Origin of the sequence: Corallococcus silvisoli (assembly GCF_009909145.1) — a bacterium.
Classification (GTDB): domain Bacteria; phylum Myxococcota; class Myxococcia; order Myxococcales; family Myxococcaceae; genus Corallococcus; species Corallococcus silvisoli.
The window spans coordinates 604,638-622,036 of sequence record NZ_JAAAPJ010000005.1; the positions used below are offsets into that span (position 1 = coordinate 604,638).

A 17,399-nucleotide genomic window follows, 5' to 3' on the forward strand; every position below is an offset into this window, starting at 1 on the left:
CCCCCTTCAACGCGCCACGGGAGACGGAAGCTTCCCGGACACCATCAGGAACAGGACCGCGCCCAGGAGCAGCACCGCCAGCAGCACCGCCAGGACGACGTACGCCCGCTTGCGCCGCTCCTTCTCCAGCTGCACGGGCGACGGCGCGGGCACCGCCCGGTCCACCTCCTCGTAGCGCAGCGCCGCTTCCTCGGGCGACAGGCCGATGACCTGCGCGTACGCGCGGATGTAGTTCAGCACGAACACGCGCTCGGGCAGCCGCTCCACCTGTCCCGCCTCCAGCGCGGCGACGAGGCTGGGGGGAATCTTCGTCTCCCGGGAGACGTCCTCGCGAGACATGCCGCGCAGCTCGCGCTGCTGGCTGAGGTATTTGCCAAAGTCGACGTGATCCACGGTCTCTCAGCGCCCCCTGGCTTAGAGGTGTTCCAGCAGTGAGCGGCAATCGTCCTTCAGCACCTGCTCGGAGGGCTGGGCCTTCGCCTCGCAGCCCGCGAACGCCTTCTTCGCCGACTCCACCTGCCCGAGCTTCGCCTGGCACACACCCTCGCGGTGGTAGGCCTCCGCGACGTCCGGGCACTTCTCACGGAAGTTCCCGAACTGCCGGCAGGACTCCTCCGTCTTGCCCGTCTCGTCGTAGATGATGCCCAGGTTCCGGTAGCCCATGCAGAAGTCCGGATTGGTGGTGATGGCCGCCTTGATGTTCTGCAGGGCGTTCGACGTATCGCCCTTCTTGTACAGCGCCCAGCCCAGGTTGCCCTGCGCGGAGAAGCCGAAGCGGTACTGCATGTCGTTGAGCGCCTCCTCGTACAGCTTGATGGCGTCGTCGTAGCGGCCCTGATCCAGGCGCAGGTTGCCCAGGTTGTTGCGCGCGTCGGAGAAGGTCGGCCGCAGCTTCAGGGCCTGCTCGTAGTGGGAGGACGCCTCATCGAGCCGCCGGAAGGACAGGTGCAGGAGGATGCCCACCGCGTTGTGGGCCTCTGGGTTGTCCGGGTTCTGCGCCAGCGCCTTCTGGTACTCCGCGAGCGCGTCCTGCACGTGGCCCTGCTGCTGCGCCTGCACGCCCAGGTCGTAATAGATCTCCGAACTCCGGCGCTCTTTCTCCGTGGGGACGTGCGCGCAGCCCGCGGAAGCGAGCACGAGCGCGAGGAAGCTGGAGGAAGCGATGCGGAACATGGGTGCCAATCCGGGATGGAGGTTCAGAACGCGGCCAGGAAGCGGCCCAGGGTGGTGGCGACGTTGCGCTTCTCTTCGGCGCGGGCCTTCACGGCGGGCACGAGCGTGGGCTCCCGGAAGAACACGGGCAGCGTCTTGAGCCACTCGTCCTGCTGCGCGGGGGCCGCGGCGCGCCAGTTCGCGTTGTCCATCATGAAGCCCAGCGACTCCACGAACGCGAGCGCGTCGTCCTCGTCCTCGCGCAGCTCATCCGCGGACTGGATGCGCCGGCCGGACACGTACACCGCGCAGTCGCCCGCCTCCACGAGGTACAGGTACACGAAGACGCCCGCGCCCTGCCCGCCCCGAAGCCCCACCACGAAGGCCTGCGCGGGCCCCGCCTGCTTGCCGGGGATGGCCACGTGCGGAGTGTTGAGGGCCAGGTGCAGCGCGAGCACCTGGTCGCGGCTCGCGGGAAGGCCCCGGTAGCGCTCGTCGATGGTGAACACCGTCGTCTCCCTTCCTGAGCGCCCGCCCCACCTTCAGCGGGTGGTGAGGGTGAACTCCTCGGTCGCGTCCTGCGCGTCCGCAGCCGTCTTCTGGAAGCGGATGAGGGGCGTGTCAATCATCACGTTGCCGCCACCCTCGTTGCCCTCGCCGATGATCACCTTGAAGACGTTCCCGGGAGAGCTGCTGCGGCGGCTCCCCGCGACGACCTTGCGGGCCATCAGCGTCACCGCGTTCGGACCGGGACGCAACTGACTGGTGATGTCCATCACCACCTGGTCCTCGTTATTGCGCAAACGGCGCAGCCAGCGCGAGTTCACATACACGTCGATGTCGAAGTCCGTCATCCCCGGCGTCGTCTGCTCCGTCACCAGCCAGTAGCGCTGCGAGATTCGGCCCGGCACGGAAGCCGGAGGAGTGGGCGCCGCGGCCGGCGCGGGGGCCTGGGCAACGCCCGCGTCCGGAGGCGTGGCGGCCGGCGGCGGAGGCGTGGCGGGAGGCGTCGAGGGCGTGGGGGTCACGGTCGTCACGCGAGCGGCGTATCCCGGCGCGTCGATGTGGACATTGCCCTCCGCGTCGATGCGGACGGTGGCCTTCTCGAAGCGCTGGTTCTTCACGCCGTCGATGTTCACACCGTTCAAGAACACCGAGCCAGCCAGGGCCAGCACGGGAACGAGGGAAGCCACGAGGGTGAGCGCGATGCGGTCGGACGAGCGGGGCATGGGGGCATTCCTCCAGGGAATCCTCAACAGTCCCGGGGGCTTGCAACGACTTAGCGCACCCGGGGGAGCGGGACAAGGCGGGTGTGGCCCACCATGGAGCGCACCGCCGCCCCGAACATTCACCCCGGGGCCCGTGTTCCTCACCCCCGTCCAGCGGACTCGGACGAGGGCTCAGGGCGCCGCGGTCGGAGACGCGCCAGACGCTTCGGGAGGCAGCTCCCGCTGCGCGAGCGCCCAGTCCCCGCCCAGGCCGTGGCCCTCGCGGAAGCGGCGAAAGTCGCGCCGCACGGCACGCGGGTAGCGGCGGAACTTCTCCAGCTCCCCGGCCCGCATGGCGTCCCGGATGCGCGTGGGGCCGGCGTTGTACGCCATCAGCGCCAGGTCCAGGTCTCCGCCGAAACGCCCCTGGAGCGAGCGCAGGTAGCGGATGCCCAGGCGCACGCAGACGGCCGGGTCGGACACCACTTCCTCGCGCGACAGCCTCAGCCCTTCCTTCTCCGCCAGGAAGTGCAACGTGCTGGGCTTGATCTGCATCAGGCCCCGGGCCCCCTTCTCGGAGATGGATTCCTCCTCGAAGTCGGACTCCACGTCGATGAGCGCCAGCACCAACAGCGGGTCATACCCCGTGCGGCGGGACTCCTCGTCGATGGCCTGCCCCAACCGCCGGCGCAACGTGAGGCCCAGATCCGGGGCCCGCTTGGCCAGCACCGCGTCGATGAGGACCGCCTCCTCGGAGGCGGACTCCATCCCCACCACCTCGGGGACCACGGGCTGGGGGGTGGGCTCCTCCAGGAGAGGCACCACCCGCGCGGACACCACGAGCGCCACACCCGCGAGCAAGGGGAGCCGGGAGCACCCACTGCTCAGGGCATGCAGCCCCGCGAAGAACCGCGTCCCCAGCGACCTGCCGCCCGAGGCGGCGGGTCCACTCACTTGCGGTGCTCCAGGGCCTGGATGCGTTCGGACAGACGCTCCAGGCGGGCGCCGAACGCCTGCAACTCCTCGCGGCGCGGCAGCTTCAGGAGGGTCAGGGCCGTACGGACCCGCTCCTCCACGTTGTGCTCCAGGTCCTTGCGGTGCCCCGCCAGGCGGTCGGAGAACTCACGGGCCTGGCGCTTCACCTCGTCCTGGCTCCAACCCGCCACGGAGGCCACGCGCTGCACCGCGCGGGAAGCCTCCTCTTCCGCCGTGTTCACCGCGAGGAGCGCCTGGCTCCAGATCCGCTCGAATGCCTCCGCCACGGAGGTCTTCTCTCGGGGGGCCTCGGTGTTGTTGTCCATGAAGTCGCTCCGGGAGTACCCCAGGCCCTCTTGGAGGGAACCCGGGGCATTCAAAGGGGGTCTGCGACCTAAGCACACCCCATGGGTGAAGAAAACGCTGCTCAGGCCCGCGGAGAAGACGCCGCGCCGCCCGAATTCTTGGCCGCCGGGTGGGGACGCCGGGTGGGCTTGAGGAGCACATCCAGCTTCTTCGACAGGCGACCCAGCTCGTGGGTGATCTGCTCCACCTGGGACTGGCTGGCAACTCCCACCGCCTCCACGACCTTCGCCTGAAGCCCGTCCAGCCGCTTGCGCAGCTCCGCGCCCGCCGCGTCCACCTTCTTGCTCAGCTCCACGACCCGCGGATCCACGCGCAGCTCACCGGCCTGCACCTTCGTCCACAGGGCCTGGACCTCCTTCGCCGCCACCTGGCCCCGCGTCTCCAGCGCCCGGAAGGCCCTGTTCGCCTCCCCTTCCAGGCCCTCGAAGCGCTTCTGCGCCTGCGTGAACCGCCCCTTCAGGTAGGCCTCCACGTTCTGCGTGACGCCCGTCTTCTCCGCTGCCTTCGCACTCGTCGTCGCCATGTCGTGCTCCCCCCCGGCTGTTCCGGGTCTCATAACGTGATGCGTCAACATAACGCACCGCGACATGGTGTCAAGGCGACAGAATGTGAAGTGTGCAAAACGAGAAAGCCGCCGTCCCGGCATGACACCAGGACGGCGGCTGGCTCAGGAAGCGTCAGGGACGCTCCGAGCAGGCACTAGGCGACGTCAGTGGACCGGGTGTCCGGCCGCGACGGCGGAGGGGTCAGCGGGGCGTCTCCGTGGGTGGCGGCCAGGGCGGCCTCCATCTCGTTGACCTCGTCAGTGGGGCTCTCCACCTCGATGTCGAGGTGCTTGTAGTTCGGCAGGCCCGTGCCGGCGGGGATGAGCCGGCCCATGATGACGTTCTCCTTGAGGCCGCGCAGGTAGTCCACCTTGCCGTTGATGGCGGCCTCGGTGAGCACCTTGGTGGTCTCCTGGAACGACGCCGAGGAGATGAACGACTCGGTGGAGAGCGACGCCTTCGTGATGCCGAGCAGCAGGGGCTCGCCCACGGCCGGGCGCTTCCCTTCGGACATGACCTTCTCGTTCTCCTCCTCGAACACCCACTTCTCGACCTGCTCGTCGACCAGGAAGTTGGTGTCGCCCACGTCGGTGACGCGCACCCGGCGCAGCATCTGCCGGACGATCGTCTCGATGTGCTTGTCGTTGATCTTCACGCCCTGCAGTCGGTAGACCTCCTGCACTTCGTCCACCAGGTAGCGCGCGAGTTCCTTCTCGCCCAGCACCTTGAGGATGTCGTGCGGGTTGGCCGCGCCGTCCATCATCGCCTCGCCGGCCTTCACGCGATCGCCGGAGTGGACGTTGATGCTCTTGCCCTTGGAGATCAGGTACTCCTTGGCCAGGTCCGCGCGCTGCTCGCCGCTCACCTCGGGGGTGATGATGAGCTTGCGCTTGCCCTTGGTGTCCTTGCCGAAGGACACCACGCCGTCGATCTCCGCGATCGCCGCCGCGTCCTTGGGCTTGCGCGCCTCGAAGAGCTCGGCCACGCGGGGCAGACCGCCCGTGATGTCCTTGGTCTTCGTCGTCTCGCGCGGCACCTTGGCGATGACCTCGCCCGCGGAGATCTCATCCGTGTCGTTCACGGTGATGATCGCGCCCTGGGGCAGGAAGTAGCTCGCCTGGTTCCTGGAGGACGGCAGATCCTTCACGTTGCCGGACGCGTCGCGGATGGTGACGCGCGGGCGCGCCTCCGGGTCCTTGGACTCGATGACCGTCTTGCGCGACAGGCCCGTCACCTCGTCGAGCGTCTCGGACATCGTCACGCCTTCGATGATGTCCTCGTAGCGCACGACACCGCCCACTTCCGTGAGCAGCGGGATGGCGAACGGATCCCACTCGGCCAGGAGCACGCCCGGCTCCAGCTTCTGGTGTTCCTTCACCAGGATGCGGGCGCCGTAGATGATCTGGTAGCGCTCGCGCTCGCGGCCCGACTCGTCGACGATGACGATCTCGCCGTTGCGGTTCATGGCCACCAGCGTGCCGTCCGCCTTCTGCACCGTGTTCAGGCCCGCGAACTTCACGGAACCCGCGTAGCGGTTCTCCAGGCTGGACTGCTCCGCGCGACGGGTCGCCGCGCCACCGATGTGGAAGGTGCGCATCGTGAGCTGCGTACCCGGCTCACCGATGGACTGCGCCGCGATGACGCCCACGGCCTCGCCCACGGACACCTTGCGGCCACGCGCCAGGTCACGGCCGTAGCACTCCACGCAGATGCCGCGCTTGGCCTGGCACGTCAGCACCGAGCGGATCTTCACCTTGTCCAGGCCGCTGTTCTCGATGCGGCGGACGCGGTCCTCGTCGATCTCCTCGTTGGCGCGCACCAGCACCTCGCCCGTCACCGGGTCGAGGATGTCGTCCAGGGCCACGCGGCCCAGGATGCGCTCACCCAGCGGCTCGATGATCTCGCCGCCCTCGACCAGCGCGCCAATGAACAGACCGTCCATGGTGCCGCAGTCGTACTCGTTGATGATGGCGTCCTGCGCCACGTCCACGAGACGGCGGGTGAGGTAACCGGAGTTGGCCGTCTTGAGCGCCGTGTCCGCCAGACCCTTGCGGGCGCCGTGCGTGGAGATGAAGTACTGGAGCACGGAGAGGCCTTCACGGAAGTTGGCCGTGATGGGCGTCTCGATGATTTCGCCGGAGGGCTTGGCCATCAGGCCGCGCATACCCGCCAGCTGGCGGATCTGCTGGGCGCTGCCGCGGGCGCCGGAGTCGGCCATGATGTAGATGGGGTTGAACGAGGGCTGCTTGCGCGTCACGCGCTTGCCGTCCACGTCCCCGGAGGCCTCGTCCTGGGAGATCTGCTGCATCATCTCCTGGGCGACCTTCTCGGTGATCTCCGCCCAGATATCGATGACCTTGTTGTAGCGCTCACCGTCGGTGATGAGGCCTTCCAGGTACTGGTTCTCGATCTCCGACACTTCCTTGCGCGCGTAGTCCAGGAACTCCTGCTTCTTCGCAGGGATGATCATGTCCTTGAGCGCGATGGAGATACCGGCGCGGGTCGCGTGGAAGTAGCCCGCGCTGCGGACGCGGTCCGCCAGCAGCACCGTCTCCTTCTCGCCCGTGAGGCGGTAGCAGAGGTCGATGAGGTTACCGAGCGACTTCTTGTCGAGCACCTTGTTGATGGCGTCGAAGCCCACGCGGCGCGGCACGACCTCCCACAGCAGCACGCGGCCGACCGTGGTCTCCTTGCGCTTGCCGTCGATGCGGCACACCACCTTGGCCTGCAGGTGGACCTCACCGTGGTCGTATGCGGCGCGCACCTCGTCCGGCGACGCGAACACGCGGCCTTCGCCGTTGGCGAACTCGCGGGCGCGCGTCATGTAGTAGATGCCGAGCACCATGTCCTGCGTCGGGACGATGATCGGCTTGCCGTTCGCGGGGCTGAGGATGTTGTTCGTCGACATCATCAGGACGCGCGCTTCCATCTGAGCCTCGATGGACAGCGGCACGTGCACGGCCATCTGGTCGCCGTCGAAGTCCGCGTTGAACGCGGCGCACACCAGCGGGTGCAGCTGGATGGCCTTGCCTTCAATCAGGACGGGCTCGAAGGCCTGCATGCCCAGGCGGTGCAGCGTGGGGGCGCGGTTGAGGAGCACCGGGTGCTCGCGGATCACATCCTCGAGGATGTCCCAGACCTCCGGACGCTCCTTCTCCACCATCTTCTTCGCCGACTTGATGGTGGTGACGTAGCCCTTCTCTTCGAGCTTGTTGTAGATGAACGGCTTGAAGAGCTCGAGCGCCATGATCTTCGGCAGGCCGCACTGGTGCAGGCGCAGCTCGGGACCCACGACGATGACGGAGCGGCCCGAGTAGTCCACGCGCTTGCCGAGCAGGTTCTGACGGAACCGGCCCTGCTTGCCCTTGAGCATGTCGGACAGCGACTTCAGCGGCCGCTTGTTCGGGCCGGTGATGGTCTTGCCGCGGCGGCCGTTGTCGAACAGCGCGTCCACGGCCTCCTGGAGCATCCGCTTCTCGTTGCGGATGATGATGTCCGGCGCGTTCAGCTCCTGGAGCCGCTTGAGGCGGTTGTTCCGGTTGATGACGCGGCGGTACAGGTCGTTGAGGTCGGAGGTCGCGAAGCGGCCGCCGTCCAGGGGGACCAGGGGGCGCAGGTCGGGCGGGATGACGGGGATGACATCCAGCATCATCCACTCCGGCTTGTTGCCGGAGACGCGGAACGCCTCGGCCACCTTCAGGCGCTTGGCGTACTTCTTCCGCTTCGCCTCGCTGGTGGTCTCGCGCATGTCCTTGCGCAGTTCCTCGGACAGCTTCTCCACGTCCAGGGACTTGAGCATCTCGCGGACGGCCTCGCCGCCCATGCCCGCGGTGAACGAGTCCTCGCCGTGCTCCTGGAAGAGCCGGTGCATCTTCTCCTCGGAGACGAGCTCGCCACGCTGCAGCGGCGTCGCCTTCGGGTCGATGACCATGTAGCTCTCGCAGTACAGCACCTTCTCCATCTCCTTGAGGGTGATGTCGAGCAGGTTGCCGATGCGGCTGGGCAGCGACTTGAGGAACCAGATGTGGGCCACGGGCGTGGCCAGCGTGATGTGTCCCAGGCGCTCACGGCGCACCTTGGACTGGATGACCTCCACGCCGCACTTCTCGCACACGACGCCACGGTGCTTCATGCGCTTGTACTTGCCGCAGTTGCACTCGTAGTCCTTCACCGGCCCGAAGATGCGGGCGCAGAAGAGCCCGTCCCGCTCCGGCTTGAAGGTGCGGTAGTTGATCGTCTCCGGCTTCTTCACCTCGCCGTGCGACCACTGGCGGATCTTGTCGGGCGACGCCAGCGCGATGCGGATGGCGTTGAACGACAGCGGGTCCTTCGGCTTCTCGAAGAAGTTGAAAATGTCCTTCACGTTGCCTCCGAAAACTTATGAGCGCCCGAGGCGCCAAACGTTTCGGGCCCCCGCCCTGCACCCGGCCAGCCGCTCCCCCTACGAGGAAGCAGCCAGCCGGTCAGGCGGGCGCACCGGCTTCTTTGAAAAGGCCTAGGCTTCGGTCCCGGACTTGCGGTCCTCGCCGTCGCCACCACCCAGGAAGTCGCCGCCGAAGCTGCGCTGCCGTTCGGGGGGCGCGCTCTCGAGCAGCTCCACGTCCAGGGCCAGCGACTGGAGCTCCTTGAGGAGCACGTTGAACGACTCGGGCAGGCCGCTCTCCAGGACGTTGTCGCCCTTGACGATCGCCTCGTACATGCGCGTGCGGCCCACCACGTCGTCCGACTTGACCGTGAGGAACTCCTGCAGCGTGTACGCCGCGCCGTAGGCCTCCATCGCCCACACTTCCATCTCGCCCAGACGCTGGCCGCCGAACTGGGCCTTACCGCCCAGGGGCTGCTGCGTGACGAGCGAGTAGGGCCCGATGGAACGGGCGTGGATCTTCTCGTCCACCAGGTGGTGCAGCTTGAGCATGTACATCACGCCCACGGTGACGTTCTGGTCGAACGGCTCACCCGTGCGGCCGTCGAAGAGCACCATCTGGCCCGAGCGCGGCAGCCGGCCTTCGTCGAACAGGCCGTGGATCTCCGTCTCGCGGGCGCCGTCGAACACCGGCGTCGCGACGTGGATGCCCTTCTTCAGGCGGCGGCAGAGGTCCTGCACCTCGGGGTCGGACAGGCCGTCCACGAAGTCGCCGAACGCCTTGTCGTCGTAGATGGTCTTCAGCTGCTTCTTGAGCTGCTCGCCGCTGAAGTTCTCATCCAGGTAGCGCTGGATCTGCTCGCCCACGCCCTTGGCGGCCCAGCCCAGGTGGACCTCCAGGATCTGCCCGATGTTCATGCGGCTGGGAACGCCGAGCGGGTTGAGGACGATGTCCACCGGACGGCCATCCTCCAGGTACGGCATGTCCTCCTCGGGGAGGACGCGGGACACGACGCCCTTGTTGCCGTGGCGGCCGGCCATCTTGTCGCCCACCGCCAGCTTGCGCTTGATGGCGACGTACACCTTCACCATCTTGATGACGCCCGGGGGGAGCTCGTCGCCCTTCTTGATGCGGGCGATCTTCTCGCCGAAGGCCAGCTTCACGGCCTCCTTCGTCTCCTCCAGGTTGCGCAGGATGTCGCGCAGGCGCGCGTCCAGCGGATCACCGACGGAGATCTCGCCCCAGTACTTGTACGGCACCGTGGCCAGCAGTTCGTCGTTGAGGATGTCCCCCTTCTTCAGGAGGATCTTCCCCTTGTCGTCCACGAGCTTGCCCTGGACCTCCTTGCCGCGGACCAGGCCGCGCAGGCGGCTGTAGGCGGAGTCCTGGAGGACCTTGATCTCGTCGTTCTGGTCCTTGAGGAGCTTCGCCTCCTCCATGGACTCGATCTGCTTGGCGCGCTCGTCCTTCTCCACGCCCTTGCGGCTGAACACCTTGGCGTTGATGACGGTGCCCACCACGCCCGGGGGGACGCGCAGGGAGCTGTCGCGCACGTCGCCGGCCTTCTCACCGAAGATGGCGCGCAGCAGCTTCTCTTCCGGAGACAGCTGGGTCTCGCCCTTCGGGGTGATCTTGCCCACCAGCACGTCGCCGGGCTTCACCTCGGCGCCGATGCGGATGATGCCGCTCTCGTCCAGGTCCTTGAGGGCTTCCTCACCCACGTTCGGGATGTCGCGGGTGATCTCCTCCTTGCCCAGCTTGGTGTCGCGCGCGATGCACTCGAACTCCTCGATGTGGATGGACGTGAAGACGTCCTCCTTGAGGATGCGCTCGCTGAGCAGGATGGAGTCTTCGAAGTTGTAGCCCTGCCACGGCATGAACGCGACGACGATGTTCTGCCCCAGCGCCAGCTCACCGGTCTCGGTGGCCGGACCGTCCGCGATCACGTCGCCCTTCTTCACCCGGTCACCCTTGCGGATGATGGGCTTCTGGTTGAGGCACGTGTTCTGGTTGGAGCGCTGGTACTTGAGCAGGTTGTAGATGTCCACCTCGCTGGACACGTCGCTCAGGGCCGCGTTGGAGTCCGCCTTCACCACGATGCGGCTGGCGTCCACCGACTCCACGATGCCGTCGCGGCGGGCCACGCACGTCACGCCCGAGTCGCGCGCGACGATGGCCTCGATACCAGTGCCCACGAGCGGCGCGGACGTGCGCAGCAGCGGCACGGCCTGGCGCTGCATGTTGGAGCCCATCAGCGCGCGGTTCGCGTCGTCGTTCTCCAGGAACGGGATGAGGGAGGCGGCCACCGACACCAGCTGGTTCGGGGACACGTCCATCAGGTCCACGTCCTCGGCCTTGACCTGGACGAACTCGCCGCTGCGGCGGCTCTGCACCAGCGCGTTGAGGAACTTGCCCTTCTTGTCCGTCTCCGCGTTGGCCTGGGCGATGGTGTGCTTCTCCTCCTCCAGCGCCGAGTAGAACGCCACGTCCGCCGTCACGCTGCCCGCGTCCACCTTGCGGTACGGCGTCTCCACGAAGCCGAACTCGTTGACGCGCGCGTAGGTCGACAGCGACGCGATGAGGCCGATGTTCGGGCCTTCCGGCGTCTCGATGGGGCAGATGCGGCCGTAGTGCGTCGGGTGCACGTCGCGGACTTCGAAGCCCGCGCGCTCACGCGTGAGGCCGCCAGGCCCGAGCGCGGACAGACGGCGCTTGTGCGTGACTTCCGAGAGCGGGTTCGTCTGGTCCATGAACTGCGACAGCTGGCTGGACCCGAAGAACTCCTTGATGACCGCCGTCACGGGCTTGGCGTTGATGAGATCGTGCGGCATGAGCGTCTCGATCTCCTGGAGGCTCATGCGCTCCTTGATCGCCCGCTCCATGCGAACCAGACCGATGCGGTACTGGTTCTCCAGCAGCTCACCCACCGCGCGCACACGCCGGTTGCCCAGGTGGTCGATGTCGTCGATCGTCCCCTTGCCGTTCTTCAGGTCGATCAGGTAGCGGATGACCTCCAGGATGTCGCGCTTGGTGAGGATCTGACCATCCAAGGGCTCCTCGAGGCTGAACTTGAAGTTCAGCTTGAGGCGGCCGACCTTGGACAGGTCGTAGCGCTCCGGGTTGAAGAACAGGTTGCTGAACAGGTTCGTCGCCGTCTCCGGCGTCGGGGGATCACCCGGGCGCAGGCGCCGGTAGATCTCCATGATGGCCTGCTCGGGCGACTCGATCTTGTCCAGCATCAACGTCTCACGCAGGTACGGACCCACGTTGAGGTTGTCGATGAAGAGGACCTTGAACTCCTTGATCTCCCGCTTGAGGAGCTCGTCCACCTTCTCCTGGGAGACCTCCTCGTTGCACTCGAGGATGACCTCACCGGTGTTCTCGTCCACCACGTCGTAGGCGGACACCTTGGTGAAGAGCTCGTCCGCGTCGATGGGCAGCTTGGTCATCTTCGCCGCTTCGAGCTTCTTGATGGCGGCGCGCGTGAACTTGCGGTTCTTCTTGACGATCAGCTCACCGGACTTGGTCTTGATGTCGCGCGTGGCGCGCTGACCCGGCAGGAGCTCCAGCTCGACCGACTTCTCGAAGTCGGCGGCGCTCTGCAGGTAGATGGTCTCGGTGGCGTAGTAGTAGTTGAGGATCTCCTCGGTGGAGCCCTTGAAGTCGAGCGGGTTCTTCTTCGCCGTGTCACCGACGGCGCCCAGGGCGCGGATGAGCACGGTGGCCGGCAGCTTGCGGCGCCGGTCGATGCGCACGTACAGCAGGTCCTTGTGGTCGAACTCGAAGTCGATCCACGAGCCGCGGTACGGGATGATGCGGGCGTTGTAGAGCAGCTTGCCAGACGAGTGGCTCTTGCCCTTGTCGTGGTCGAAGAACGCACCCGGGCTGCGGTGCAGCTGGCTCACCACGACGCGCTCGGTGCCGTTGATGATGAACGTACCGTTCTGGGTCATCAGCGGGATTTCGCCGAAGTAGACCTCCTGCTCCTTCACGTCGCGGATGGACTGGGCGCCGGTCTCCTCGTCCTTGTCCCAGACGACCAAGCGCACGACGACCTTGATAGGCGCCGAGTAGGTCATTCCACGCTGGTGGCACTCATCAACGTCGTACTTCGGCTTCTCCAGGTGGTAGCTCACAAACTCCAACGAAGAGGTCTCGTTGAAGTCCCGGATCGGGAAGACGGACTTGAAGACACCCTGAAGGCCAAGATCCTCACGCTTCTCCGGGGCGATGTCGGCCTGGAGGAACTTCTCGTAGGATTGCTTCTGGATGTTGATGAGATTGGGAATGTCGATGATCTTCGCGATTTTCGCGAAGGTCTTCCGCACGCGGAAATTGTTCTGGATCTGCGTCGGCATTCGGTCTCCGGGGACGGCTGCTCGGGCGGGGCAAACTTCAGTAACGCGCGGCGGCGCCGGGAAATTTGGCAAATGTCAAATGGGCAAAGCCGGCGTCCCAGCAATGGGGACGCCGGCCTGCTCATCCGGTCAGGAGGCTGCCCGGGATTTCCCGGAAGAACAGGACAGCCCCTGTAAGAACTACTTGATCTCGACGGTGGCGCCAGCCGCGACGAGCTGGTCCTTGATCTTCTTGGCGTCGTCCTTGTTGACGCCTTCCTTGACCGTCTTGGGCGCGCCCTCGACCAGGTCCTTGGCCTCCTTCAGGCCCAGGCCGGTGATGGCGCGGATTTCCTTGATGACGTTGATCTTGTTGGCGCCGGCGTTCGCCAGCACCACGTTGAACTCCGTCTTCTCCTCAACAGGGGCGGCGGCGGCGGCAGCCGGGCCCGCGGCAACGGCCACGGCGGCGGCGGAAACGCCCCACTTGGTCTCCAGCGACTTCACGAGCTCGGCGGCCTCGAGAATGGTCAACTGGGAGAGCTGCTCAACAATCGCGTTCAAATCGGCCATGGAACATGTCCTTCTGTTTGACTAACGGCCGGCGACCCAGCTGGGTGGCTCGACCGAAGAGGTTGCGGTAGAAAAACTTCTCGGAACGATTACTGCCCCTGCGCCTTGTCCGCGTTGGCCTGGATGACCCGCGCGAGCTGCGACCCGGGGGCCGCGATGGTCCGAACCAGCTTGCCAGCAGGCTGGTTGAGCATGCCGAGCAACTGCCCGCGCAGCTCATTGAGGCCCGGCAACTTCGCCAGCGCCTTCACGCCGTTGGCGTCGACCTTGTTACCGGCGACGACGGCGCTACGGACCTTGATGGTCTCCATGTCCTTGATGAAATCCATCAGGATCTTCGCAGGAGCCACCTCGTCGTCGTAGCTGATGCAGAGGGCCACGGGACCGGTGAAGTCATCGGAAATCACGGAGACGGACGTACCCTGAGCGGCACGGCGCGCCAGCGTGTTCTTGATGACCTTGTACTCGACCTTGCCCTCGCGGAACTTGCGACGCAGCTTGGTGACGGTCTCCACGTCCACCTTGGAGAATTCGGCGACAACCGCCGTCTTCGTCCGGGCGAACTTCTCGTGGAGCTCCTTGATCATTTCTTCCTTCTCGCTCTTCAGCACCTTGACTCACCTCCTTCATGGCCCGACCGGACGGTCGGGCGTGATGCCTGGGCCAAAGTGGCAGAGCGAGAGGGGGGCCTCCGAGAGGCACCACACCGCACCTCCAGTCTCGGCAGGGCTGACCTTGCGGCCGTTTGAACCAGGAGTGGATGGACGGCCCGACCGGTTGCCCGGTTCCCAACGGACGCGTCTTCTCCCTTCCAGGTCCCTGCTGTCATGAACCAGGTCGGAACGCCGCGTCTCTCGACATGGCGCTCCAATTGCAAAAGCCGGGGGCCTATACCCCCGGCTTTCGCAAAGATCCAGCACTTTCTATCGAACGGACGTTCAGCGGATGACGGGAGGGACGCTCCCCGTTGAGGAGCGCACCCTTCCCTACCCACCCGGGCACCCTGGGACTAGCGGTGACGCGCCAGGATTTCCGTGGTGTCGAGCTTGATGCCCGGCCCCATGGTCGTCGAGATGGCGATGCCCTTCAGGTACACGCCCTTGGCGGTGGCCGGCTTGAGCTTCATCACCAGGTCCACCAGCGCGTTGAAGTTCGCCTCGAGCTTGTCCGCGGCGAAGGAGGCCTTGCCCATCTTCGCGTGGACGATGCCCGCCTTCTCCGCGCGGAAGTCCACCTTACCGCCCTTGGAGTCGCGGATGGCCTTGGCGACATCCATGGTCACCGTGCCCACCTTCGGGTTCGGCATGAGGCCGCGGGGACCGAGCACCTTACCGAGGCGGCCGACGACGCCCATCATGTCCGGCGTCGCGATGACGGTGTCGAAGTCGAGGAAGCCCTCCTCGATGCGCTTCTGGAGGTCCTCCGCGCCCACGATGTCCGCGCCGGCGTTGGTGGCCTCGGTGGCGCGCTCGCCCTTGGCGAACACGGCGACGCGCACGGTGGCGCCGGTGCCGTGCGGGAGCACCACGGCGCCACGGACCATCTGGTCCGCGTGCTTCGGGTCCACGCCCAGGTTGATGGCGACATCCACCGTCTGGTCGTACTTCGTCGCGCGCGAGTCCACCGTCTTCTTCAGCAGCGCGAAGCCCTCGGCGACTGCGTAGCGCTTGTTGCGGTCCACCAGCTCGGAGGACGCGCGGAACTTCTTTCCATTGGTAGCCATGGCAGGAATCCTTGAGAGATGGGGCGGGCTAGCCGACGACGTCGATGCCCATGGAGCGCGCGGTGCCAGCAATGGTGTTCATGCAGGCTTCGATGGACGCGGCGGTGGTGTCCTGGATCTTCTTGTTGGCGATCTCCTCGAGCTGCTTGCGGGTGATCTGCCCCACCTTCTCCTTGCCCGGCTTCTTCGCGCCCGAACCCTTCTTCTTCTCCGTGTGGAGACCCGCGGCCTTCTTGATGAGGATGGCGGCGGGGGGCGTCTTCAGGATGAAGGTGAAGGAGCGGTCCTGATACACGGTGATGATCACCGGGATGATCAGACCCTCCTTGGCCTCCGCCTGCGTCTTGGCGTTGAACTGCTTGCAGAACTCCATGATGTTCACACCCTGCTGACCGAGGGCGGGACCGATCGGCGGGGCGGGGTTCGCCTTGCCGGCGGGGATCTGCAACTTGACCTGACCTGTGACCTTCTTCATCGGCGGACTGCTGCCTTTCGAGAGGGTGGTTCCAACGGGTCGCCAGACGGGACGACCCTCCCACCCGTTGATCCACGCCCTTCACTCGGGCGCGGAAGACTGGGAACTGCTAGCCGGTGGTCTTCTCCACCTGCATGAAGTCGAGCTCCACGGGGGTCGCACGACCGAAGATGCTGACGAGCACGCGGACGCGGCCCTTCTCCGGGTTGACCTCTTCCACGGTGCCGTTGAAGTTGGCGAACGGGCCGTCGATGACGCGCACCGTGTCGCTCGTCTCGAACTGGACCTTGGGCTTGGGCTTGTGCGCGCCCTCGGTGACCTGCGCCGTGAGACGCGCGACCTCCGCGTCCGACATGGGCCGAGGCTGCTCGTTCTGCCCGACGCCCGGGAACCCGGTCACCTTGGAGGTGTTCTTCACCAGGTGCAGGGTGGTGTCGCTAAGCTCCATCTGGACGAAGATGTAGCCGGGGAAGAGCTTGCGGCGGGTGGTCTTCTTCTCGCCGTTCACCATCTCCACGACCTGCTCCATGGGGATGAGGATCTCACCGATCAAGTCCTGGTCCTGCAGGCCCTTGAGGCGCACCTGCTCTTCCAGGTTCTTCTTCGCCTGGTTCTCGTAGTTCGAGTAGGTCTGGACCGTGAACCATTTCTTCGCCATTACAGCTTCCCCCACAGGGCAGGCAGCCACTCCACCATCAAGTTGTAGGCGACGGTGTCGATGCAGAAGAGCAGAACGGCCGCCACGAGCGAGGCGACGACCACGGCCATGGTCGACGCGCGGGTCTCCGACCAGGAGGGCCAGGTGACCTTCATCAGCTCGGACGCCACGTCGATGGACAAGGCGTGCGTACGGGGGTGGAAGTAGGACGCCAGCACGAGCCCCAGGGCCGTCACGTAGCCCACCAGGGTCGACACGCGCCAGCCGAGGCCCTCGAACAGTTCGACGTCACTCCAGCCGAACCGGCTCCAGAGCAACCCGAAGACGTGCTCCAGGAAGAGGGCCAGGACGATGCCGGCGACGAGATAGAAGATGACCACGAGCCGCTTGGGGTCGATACCCGAGCGGTTAGCCTGCTGGCTGGCCTCAGATGCCGTCGCCATGGTGCCTCACGAGGGACTGTGGAAGCTGGACTGCGAAAAGGCAGGGACCCCCGGCACCGCTCGGTACCGGGGGTCCCTGTACTGAAGCTGGCAGGCCAGGAGGGATTCGAACCCCCAACACGCGGATTTGGAGACCGCTGCTCTACCGTTGGAGCTACTGGCCTAAACCTTCATGGAACAGACGACCTAGACCTTGCCTTCCTTGTGGTCCGTATGCTTGCGGCAGCGAGGGCAGAACTTGCTCAGCTCAAGCTTGTCCTGGCTCTTCCGCTTGTTCTTCGTGGTCGTGTAGTTCCGCTCTTTGCACGTCGTGCACTCGAGCGAGATGATGGAACGGTTACCCTTCGGCATGGCTCATTTCACCAGATGCGAGAAGGGAAGGCTACAAAAGCAGCCCTCCCCTCCGCAACTCAGTGCCCGTGAAAGCTGGTCGGCGGGAAGCCGATCAGGCGATGATCTCCGCAACGACGCCCGCGCCCACCGTACGACCGCCCTCGCGGACGGCGAACCGGAGCTCCTTCTCCATCGCGACCGGGGTGATCAGCTCCACCTCGATGGCGATGTTGTCGCCCGGCATGAC

At 66.0% G+C, this 17,399-nt stretch carries 17 protein-coding genes and 1 tRNA gene; all 18 read right to left on the bottom strand.

Features of this window, described 5'->3' with window-relative positions:
- Positions 1 to 6: 6 nt before the first annotated feature.
- A complete protein-coding gene (locus GTY96_RS11480) occupies positions 7 to 393 on the bottom strand; it encodes a helix-turn-helix domain-containing protein (RefSeq protein WP_143901288.1) in 387 nt (128 codons plus the stop codon).
- A 21-nt stretch (positions 394 to 414) separates the two neighbouring features.
- On the bottom strand, positions 415 to 1,173 hold the full coding sequence (gene tgl, locus GTY96_RS11485; protein WP_161664703.1) for a social motility TPR repeat lipoprotein Tgl: 759 nt from the start codon (positions 1,171 to 1,173) through the stop codon (positions 415 to 417).
- A gap of 23 nt (positions 1,174 to 1,196) precedes the next feature.
- Complete coding sequence (locus GTY96_RS11490; RefSeq protein WP_143901292.1) at positions 1,197 to 1,661, bottom strand: social motility and stimulation tgl protein; 465 nt, start codon at positions 1,659 to 1,661, stop codon at positions 1,197 to 1,199.
- Positions 1,662 to 1,694: 33 nt separating this feature from the next.
- Positions 1,695 to 2,381: a hypothetical protein gene (locus tag GTY96_RS11495; RefSeq protein ID WP_143901294.1), complete on the bottom strand. Its 687-nt coding sequence runs from the start codon at positions 2,379 to 2,381 to the stop codon at positions 1,695 to 1,697.
- A 171-nt stretch (positions 2,382 to 2,552) separates the two neighbouring features.
- Complete coding sequence (locus GTY96_RS11500; protein WP_161664704.1) at positions 2,553 to 3,314, bottom strand: lytic transglycosylase domain-containing protein; 762 nt, start codon at positions 3,312 to 3,314, stop codon at positions 2,553 to 2,555.
- Positions 3,311 to 3,661 carry a phasin family protein gene (locus tag GTY96_RS11505; protein ID WP_143901298.1) on the bottom strand — a complete coding sequence of 117 codons (351 nt, stop codon included), beginning with the start codon at positions 3,659 to 3,661 and terminating at the stop codon, positions 3,311 to 3,313. Before GTY96_RS11505 ends, GTY96_RS11500 begins: the two co-directional genes overlap by 4 nt.
- A gap of 101 nt (positions 3,662 to 3,762) precedes the next feature.
- Positions 3,763 to 4,224, bottom strand: a complete 462-nt coding sequence (locus GTY96_RS11510; protein WP_201755975.1) for a hypothetical protein — start codon at positions 4,222 to 4,224, stop codon at positions 3,763 to 3,765.
- Positions 4,225 to 4,400: 176 nt separating this feature from the next.
- The gene (rpoC, locus tag GTY96_RS11515) at positions 4,401 to 8,609 is read right to left on the bottom strand and encodes a DNA-directed RNA polymerase subunit beta' (RefSeq protein WP_143901310.1); all 4,209 of its coding nucleotides are present in this window, start codon (positions 8,607 to 8,609) and stop codon (positions 4,401 to 4,403) included.
- A 132-nt stretch (positions 8,610 to 8,741) separates the two neighbouring features.
- Entirely contained in the window at positions 8,742 to 12,968 is a 4,227-nt protein-coding gene (gene rpoB / locus GTY96_RS11520; RefSeq protein ID WP_143901312.1) for a DNA-directed RNA polymerase subunit beta, read from the bottom strand.
- Positions 12,969 to 13,148: 180 nt separating this feature from the next.
- Entirely contained in the window at positions 13,149 to 13,520 is a 372-nt protein-coding gene (gene rplL / locus GTY96_RS11525) for a 50S ribosomal protein L7/L12 (RefSeq protein WP_161664706.1), read from the bottom strand.
- 89 nt (positions 13,521 to 13,609) lie between these two features.
- On the bottom strand, positions 13,610 to 14,131 hold the full coding sequence (gene rplJ, locus GTY96_RS11530; RefSeq protein WP_143901316.1) for a 50S ribosomal protein L10: 522 nt from the start codon (positions 14,129 to 14,131) through the stop codon (positions 13,610 to 13,612).
- Between the two features lie 398 nt (positions 14,132 to 14,529).
- Complete coding sequence (gene rplA / locus GTY96_RS11535) at positions 14,530 to 15,243, bottom strand: 50S ribosomal protein L1 (RefSeq protein ID WP_143901318.1); 714 nt, start codon at positions 15,241 to 15,243, stop codon at positions 14,530 to 14,532.
- Positions 15,244 to 15,271: 28 nt separating this feature from the next.
- Positions 15,272 to 15,718 carry a 50S ribosomal protein L11 gene (gene rplK / locus GTY96_RS11540; RefSeq protein WP_120596209.1) on the bottom strand — a complete coding sequence of 149 codons (447 nt, stop codon included), beginning with the start codon at positions 15,716 to 15,718 and terminating at the stop codon, positions 15,272 to 15,274.
- A 109-nt stretch (positions 15,719 to 15,827) separates the two neighbouring features.
- Positions 15,828 to 16,376, bottom strand: a complete 549-nt coding sequence (gene nusG, locus GTY96_RS11545; protein WP_161664707.1) for a transcription termination/antitermination protein NusG — start codon at positions 16,374 to 16,376, stop codon at positions 15,828 to 15,830.
- Positions 16,376 to 16,819 (bottom strand): preprotein translocase subunit SecE, encoded by a 444-nt coding sequence (secE, locus tag GTY96_RS11550; protein ID WP_161664708.1) that lies wholly within the window; start codon positions 16,817 to 16,819, stop codon positions 16,376 to 16,378. The genes nusG and secE overlap by 1 nt, the downstream gene beginning before the upstream one ends.
- Positions 16,820 to 16,907: 88 nt before the next feature.
- Positions 16,908 to 16,983: transfer RNA gene (locus GTY96_RS11555), tRNA-Trp, on the bottom strand.
- A 22-nt stretch (positions 16,984 to 17,005) separates the two neighbouring features.
- Complete coding sequence (gene rpmG, locus GTY96_RS11560; RefSeq protein WP_002617522.1) at positions 17,006 to 17,170, bottom strand: 50S ribosomal protein L33; 165 nt, start codon at positions 17,168 to 17,170, stop codon at positions 17,006 to 17,008.
- Positions 17,171 to 17,264: 94 nt separating this feature from the next.
- A partial coding sequence (locus GTY96_RS11565) for an EF-Tu C-terminal domain-related protein (RefSeq protein WP_455423666.1) occupies positions 17,265 to 17,399 on the bottom strand: 135 nt, incomplete at its 5' end.

Excerpts from the sequence above, each read along its gene's own strand:
- tgl (WP_161664703.1), bottom strand. The coding sequence starts at position 1,173 with ATGTTCCGCATCGCTTCCTCCAGCTTCCTCGCGCTCGTGCTCGCTTCC.
- GTY96_RS11495 (WP_143901294.1), bottom strand. The coding sequence starts at position 2,381 with ATGCCCCGCTCGTCCGACCGCATCGCGCTCACCCTCGTGGCTTCCCTC.
- GTY96_RS11505 (WP_143901298.1), bottom strand. The coding sequence starts at position 3,661 with ATGGACAACAACACCGAGGCCCCCCGAGAGAAGACCTCCGTGGCGGAG.
- GTY96_RS11510 (WP_201755975.1), bottom strand. The coding sequence starts at position 4,224 with ATGGCGACGACGAGTGCGAAGGCAGCGGAGAAGACGGGCGTCACGCAG.
- rpoB (WP_143901312.1), bottom strand. The coding sequence starts at position 12,968 with ATGCCGACGCAGATCCAGAACAATTTCCGCGTGCGGAAGACCTTCGCG.
- rplL (WP_161664706.1), bottom strand. The coding sequence starts at position 13,520 with ATGGCCGATTTGAACGCGATTGTTGAGCAGCTCTCCCAGTTGACCATT.
- rplA (WP_143901318.1), bottom strand. The coding sequence starts at position 15,243 with ATGGCTACCAATGGAAAGAAGTTCCGCGCGTCCTCCGAGCTGGTGGAC.
- rplK (WP_120596209.1), bottom strand. The coding sequence starts at position 15,718 with ATGAAGAAGGTCACAGGTCAGGTCAAGTTGCAGATCCCCGCCGGCAAG.
- nusG (WP_161664707.1), bottom strand. The coding sequence starts at position 16,376 with ATGGCGAAGAAATGGTTCACGGTCCAGACCTACTCGAACTACGAGAAC.
- secE (WP_161664708.1), bottom strand. The coding sequence starts at position 16,819 with ATGGCGACGGCATCTGAGGCCAGCCAGCAGGCTAACCGCTCGGGTATC.
- rpmG (WP_002617522.1), bottom strand. The coding sequence starts at position 17,170 with ATGCCGAAGGGTAACCGTTCCATCATCTCGCTCGAGTGCACGACGTGC.